This window comes from Halovulum dunhuangense, assembly GCF_013093415.1.
Lineage (GTDB): Bacteria > Pseudomonadota > Alphaproteobacteria > Rhodobacterales > Rhodobacteraceae > Halovulum > Halovulum dunhuangense.
In genome coordinates this window covers 1-6293 of the sequence record NZ_JABFBC010000012.1, presented here as the reverse complement: position 1 = coordinate 6293, position 6293 = coordinate 1, and the positions used below count along the sequence as shown (strand labels likewise).

Below are 6293 nucleotides of genomic sequence, written 5' to 3'. Positions count from 1 at the left end.
GCGAGTTCATCTCCCGGGATCTCGATCTCTGGGCCTATGCCAACGACGTCACGCTGGACTTCTCGCGGCCGGGCAAGCCCACCGACAACGGCTTCATCGAGGCGTTCAATTCGAAGCTCCGGGCGGAATGCCTGAACGCGCACTGGTTCATGAGCCTTGCCGACGCCCGGGAAAAACTGGATGCTTGGCGTAGAGACTACAACGAGGTCAGACCCCACAGTGCAATCGGATACAACGTGCCGGTTGCCATGCATTATCCCGATGGCGCAGCCAGCCCGCCATCGTGAACGAGCCCGGAAATTCCAGTTTCCGGCGGTCCAATGATGGGGAGCAGCGCAAAGAGCCCGGAAAATCCACCTTCCGGCGGTCCAATGATGGGGAGCAGCGCACAAACCCAAGGACGCTGGTTATGAACGAGGGACGACCGGGGGGCAGGTCAAAACGCACCTGCCTGTCCAAATCCACAGGCAGAAGACCGCCAGACGAGAGAATTTCGCCCGCACAACTTCACGGGCGGCTCATCATTTTTACTGCACTCATGCCCCCTGCAGGCTTCGGTCATTGACCACATGCACGTCGACGCGCCGGTCAAATAGGGGAGCGGTGAGGCATATACTTGACGACGTCGCTCTCGTCCCTGATGGCTTGCTTGGTAGCTCCCAAATTGCAACTGCCTTAGATCGCCAGCATTTCTGCAGTCTCTTTAACATCCCAGAGCAATCAACGATGAAGCCTGCGTCATTGTCGGGGAAGTTCCAGTTCATCGCGGATGCCTTCAACCACCAGCCCAGCGCATCGTACGACATGGCGCAGACTGTCGTAATACGGGACCATGCGTTGAACGCCGCGCAGAGCCGGGGGGCGTACAGCTTGAGGTCGACCCGGACCAAGAGCGCAGGGAGGCGGATGGCGGCGGTTTCCCGTCCGGGCTGTTCGGCAACTGGGGCGACACCCCGGCAACCCACGTAAGCGCCACGGCCCATGCGGAAAGGCGCTCATATGGGGGCTCTCTTGCTGTCGCCACACAGACGGCGATTGGCGTCGCAGGCGGCATGCTTCTCACCAACACTGTTACAGGCATATTAGCGGTGGGGGCAAAGGATACCTAGGCCTGAGCCGGACCAGAGCCAGACGATGCCGGGTTTGACGAGGGGGCGAGTGGTGACCAGCACAACACCTCGCGCATAGTTAAGGTACCCCCCCCAGTGAGCTGCATTCCACAAGCCGCCAAGGACCCCGCCGCAGGCGTTCTCATGGCGAGACACTGCAATGATAGATGTTCATCATCCAGCGATACTCGCCAGTGTTTCGCTCTTCTGGCATAGGCGGAGGGGTTGCGAGAGGTGATCTCCCCGACCCACTGTCCCTTTGGATTTGTTTAAGGCTTACACGACCTGACAAGCGGGAAACGCGCGGAAATACCACTTTATCGAAGTGGAAATCATCATGTTGATAGCATTACATTTGGTTGCTAAACCTCCCTCGAAGTTGAGCAACTCACCGGGCGAAAGGGCGAAAAATGATCTTTTGGCGGATCATAGTCGGCCTCGTCATTGTGGTCATCGCACTTTGGGTCATCATCGGCGAGCAGATCACGGGGGTCACAGCGGATGCAACAGTGAATGCGCGGCTGGTGACGGTTCGCGCGCCGATCGCAGGTGATCTCGAGTTCCCCACACGGGCACTCGGTGGGTCAGTGGTGCGCAACGAGGTGCTCGGAAGCGTCGAGGATCGCCGGGTGGACGCCGTTCGGCTTGACGATCTAGCGATGGAGGTCGCGCTCACGGAGGCCGCAGTTGCGCGTCATACCGCGTTGCAGGACGAGACGAACGCCATCATCGAGGCACTGGGCAAACGCGCCCAGACCTATCGTGCCCGCCGCATTGATGAGATAGAGACCCGGCTCGCCTATGCACGCGAGCGGCTGGCGCTGCTCGAGAACGGTGTGTTCCCGGCAGGGTTCGACATCGCCCCACCGCAGGACGCGGGTGTGGAGAGGGCGGCCGAGCCGGCGGCCGACGGCTTGCAGGCCTTATGGATCAACGCCGTATCCGAGCGGATCGCCGTGCTGGAAAACGAACTCGAAAGCACACGCGCGGGCGCGTTTCTTGGCGACGGATACAATGATGCACCTAACTCCGAGCAGCGCATCGCAGAACTGCAGACCGAACGCGCGGCCCATGCGGCAGCAATTGCTGAGGCAGAGGCGCGGCGTGATGCCTATGCCGACCGGCTGGATGCCGAGCGGCTGCGTGTCAATCGCGCACGGGAGGCGGAGCTCGTCTCTCCGGTAAGCGGGAGGCTCTGGCAGGTCGTCAACTCGAACGGCACCAATGTCCAGCGCGGCGATCCAGTGGCGCGGCTTCTCGACTGTGGGTCGGTGATCGTCACCGCGTCCGTCACCGAAAGCGTCTATAACTCCCTCACCATCGGGGGAGAGGCCACGTTCCGGCCTATGGGCGACCGGCGCGATTTCGAAGCGACCGTCATCCGGCTGGCCGGGGCCGGAGCGGCGACCATCTATGCAAATCTCGCGGTCGCTCCGAGCGAGCGCCACCTGCAGCGCTTCGACGTTGCACTTTCGGTTCCCGGTCTGGCCGCGGATCCAGAGTTGACCTGTGCAGTAGGCCGCACGGGACGAGCCTTCTTCGACCGGCGTCCGCTCGACTGGATCCGCGGCCTGTGGGGCTGATCCAGTGATCCATCTCGGCGAAACCGCATCGAGCGTCATGCATCTGATGCTCGTCGCGGGGCTCGCGCTGATGGTCCCGGTGCTCGTGGACAGTCGGCGCACGCTCCACCGCGCCATGCTGCTTGGCGGCGCCATTCTTCTGGGACTGCGTTACATCCATTGGCGCGCCACCGAGACGATCGCACCGCTGGGCCTGACATGGGACTGGGCGGCAAGCTGGTCGCTGCTCGGCCTCGAGATGGCTGCCATTGCCGGCTCGATCTCCGCTTTCGTCATGCTGTCACGGACCAGCGACCGGTCCTCCGAGGCCACGCGCAACCTCGGGTGGTGGGGCGAGGCCCCGATGCCAAGGGTCGCTATCCTGATCGCGACCTACAACGAAGAACGCGAGGTGCTGGAGCGGACGATCGTGGGCGCGCAGGGCCTACGCCACGAAAACAAGACCATCCACATCCTCGACGACGGAAAGCGCGACTGGTTGCGGGATTTCTGTCAGGGGCACGAGGTCGACTACATCCGGCGGCCCGACAACCGCGATGCGAAAGCCGGCAACGTCAATCATGCGCTGCAGGTACTTGCGGCCGATCCGCCCGATTACGTCGCGGTTCTCGATGCCGATTTCGTGCCGCACCGGGGGTTTCTCAGCCGCACGCTTGCCCTATTCCACGACTCGAGTGTCGGCCTTGTCCAGACGCCGCAGCATTTCTTCAATCCAGACCCCATCCAGCACAATCTGAATCTGTCCCGCTCCTACCCAGACGAGCAGCGCTTCTTCTTCGACACGATGCAGGCCTCTCGGGACGCCTGGGACATCGCCTTCTGCTGCGGCACCTCCTCGATCGTGCGGTGGCAGGCCCTGCAGGACATCGGCGGGCTGCCCACGGAAAGCGTGACGGAAGACTTCATGCTGACCGTCGTGTTGCAGAATGCCGGCTGGCGTACCGTCTATCTCAACGAGGCGCTGACCGAGGGCCTCGCGCCCGAGGGCCTGAAGGAATACATCACCCAGCGCACGCGCTGGTGCCTCGGCATGATGCAGATCGCGCATTCCCGGGTGGGGCCGTTCTCGCGCTCGGCGCTGCGCCTCCGCGACCGCTGGAGCGTTCTCGATGCGGGCATCTACTGGCTGACGACCTTCCCGTTCCGGATCGCCGCACTCGCCTACCCCCTGTTCTACTGGTATTTCAACATCATCGTCGTGGACGCGCGTGTCCCAGATGTCATCAGCTTTTTCGGGGTCTATTACCTCTGGACCCTTGTTGCGCTGAACCACCTCTCTCGCGGCAACATCGTGCCGCTAATCAACGATGTCAGCCAGCTTGTCGGCGCGTTCCAGATCACGCGCGCAGCCCTGACGGGCCTGTTCCACCCGCATGGGCATCCGTTCAAGGTGACTGCAAAGGGCGGTGACCGCAGCAAGATCCAGGTGCAATGGCGCCTCATGGCGCCTTTCATCGTGCTGCTTATCCTCACCGTAATCGGCCTTCTTCTCGGGCTGGTCTTTGACCGGTTCGCCTTCTTCGACGCGGGCGATGGCAAGGCAGTGGTACTGTTCTGGACGCTCTACAACGTCTTCGTCCTGCTGCTCACGCTGGTCGTCTGCATCGAGTTGCCTCGGCGCGAGCAGCATGTGGCGGACGCACCCGAGATCGCCCAGCTTGTGACAGACGGCGCTACAAGGCAGGTCTGGCTGGTCCAATTGACAACGACCGACGTGCGGATCCGCGGTTTGGAACTTCCCGCAGGAAGCCAGGTCACTCTCCGCATCGCGGATGTGGGCGATGTGGACGCAACCAGCCTCGGACTCGAGGGCGACGGCTGCCGTCTTCAGCTACTGACCACACCAGAGCAGGCGAACGCCCTGATGCTCCGGCTCTATTCCGAGGATAACGAGCCGGGGATCGCAGGTGCCCGCATGTCGATGCTCATCCGTGACCTAAGCCGGCGGTTTGCCTCCTCCCGCTAGGCTATCCGCTGCCTTGCCGGGACTGAAGACGAACAAGGGCTGCGGCCAGCCGTTCGCCTTCTCGGCTGCTCCGGATTTCATCGGGATAGGCGCTCTCACCGCGGCTCATTCTTTCCGCCGTCGCGATCAGGCGCTCAACCGGGCGGAGGTAGAAGCGCTGGAACGCGAAGGCCGCGAGCATGAAGATGACTGCAGCCGCGAGACCAAGGCCGATGATGTGCCGCACGACATGGGCTTCAGTTGCGGCAAGACTGTCAGCCGAGACCCGCCCGACCAACCGCCAGCCGAAACTGGGCAGCGTCCTGTAACCAACTTCGGGCACCACTGCCGATACATAGCTTTTTCCGTCTGGCCAGATCTCCTCGGCAACCATCGCTGTCCCGGCAGACGCGGCCCTGAGAGCCGCAATCTCTCCGGCCGCGCCTTCCAACTCCACTGTCGAGAATTCCACCTGACCGTTCGCCGCCACGAGGAAGACGTCCAGATCGCGGACGGCTGCGGACTCCGCGAGGAAGCCTTCCAGCCAGTCCGCATCGATGTGGAGGCCAAGGACCCCGATCGTTCGGCCAGCAGCGTTGGTGACAGGCAGGGAGAGATCGATGAACCGGAGCGCCTCGGTTGCGTCGGGCGCAAGCAACCGCTGCAACAGCACCGCCTCGTGGACATCCACCGCGTAGCCGCCGTTCAGGCCGCCCGAGAACCAACGCCGCGGTGATACGTCTTCGCCCTCAAGCAGTCCGCCGGATGCGACTTGCACGATACCGTTCGTTCCCGCGTATCCAACCCAGGAAACACGCCCACTGCTAGCCACACCGTCGAGATAGACCCGAGCGAACTCCGGCTCAAGTGTGGGGATCCGCTCGGCCAACCTGGATAGGTCCTCCCAGTCATCAAAAAGAGTACGGGCAAGGCCCAGCGCAAGCGATTCCGTTCTTGTCTGCGCCGTCCGCTCGATCTCGCGCGAGGTGATCTCGCGCGCGAAGTTCGGCAGCACGTAGAGGATTGCGAGCGAGAGCACGAGAATGCCCCCGGCCATGCAGGCATAGATGGCAGTTCTGAGTGTCATTGCAGTTCGGTATTCCAGATTGCTCAGTCTGATCCGGATGCGGACCCACCGCCGACCCTAGCGGGAAAGGAAGGTTGCACAAGACCGCGTTACTGAATCGTCCATGAAGCGAACGCGCTTGGCTCCCTAGAGTGTCGATAGAAAATCTGGGGCTGCGCTTTGGCGCTTAACGTCATGGGTCCTCGCAGCCTGTCGGGTAGACAGTCTCTTCCTTCGCAAAAAGCGCAGAGCATCAAGCGTACTGCCCGCCATCAGGGCCAGATCGCATAGAGATAGATCCCGTATCCAACCAGCAGTGCTGCACCTTCCCAGCGCGCTATCCGCAAGCCGGTCCATGCGAAGGCAACCAGCACCACCGAGACGCCGATCATCACGAGGTTGTCGAAGCTGACGATCTCGGCCGGCACTGCTCCGGGCGCGATCAGGGCGGTCGCGCCGCCGATGCCAAGGATGTTGTAGATGTTCGATCCGACGATGTTGCCGAAGGCGACGTCGCCCTGCCGTTTCAGGCCCGCGACCACCGAGGTCACGAATTCGGGCATCGATGTGCCGACCGCGACGATGGTCAA

At 62.4% G+C, this 6293-nt stretch carries 5 protein-coding genes; 3 read left to right on the top strand and 2 right to left on the bottom strand.

The window, feature by feature from the left end; all coding sequences use genetic code 11:
• The 3 genes from HMH01_RS17595 to HMH01_RS17585 form a co-directional block, all read left to right on the top strand.
• On the top strand, positions 1–287 hold a 287-nt coding region (locus HMH01_RS17595), incomplete at its 5' end, for an integrase core domain-containing protein (protein WP_171327108.1).
• 1232 nt (positions 288–1519) lie between these two features.
• On the top strand, positions 1520–2692 hold the full coding sequence (locus HMH01_RS17590; protein ID WP_216366920.1) for an HlyD family secretion protein: 1173 nt from the start codon (positions 1520–1522) through the stop codon (positions 2690–2692).
• A gap of 46 nt (positions 2693–2738) precedes the next feature.
• Positions 2739–4658 carry a glycosyltransferase gene (locus HMH01_RS17585; RefSeq protein ID WP_246237483.1) on the top strand — a complete coding sequence of 640 codons (1920 nt, stop codon included), beginning with the start codon at positions 2739–2741 and terminating at the stop codon, positions 4656–4658.
• A gap of 1 nt (position 4659) precedes the next feature.
• Here HMH01_RS17585 and HMH01_RS17580 read toward each other — a convergent pair whose 3' ends face one another.
• Both HMH01_RS17580 and HMH01_RS17575 read right to left on the bottom strand, forming a co-directional pair.
• On the bottom strand, positions 4660–5724 hold the full coding sequence (locus HMH01_RS17580; protein WP_171327107.1) for a cache domain-containing protein: 1065 nt from the start codon (positions 5722–5724) through the stop codon (positions 4660–4662).
• Positions 5725–5975: 251 nt separating this feature from the next.
• The coding region (locus HMH01_RS17575; protein WP_425483633.1) for a sodium:calcium antiporter at positions 5976–6293 on the bottom strand (318 nt) is incomplete at its 5' end.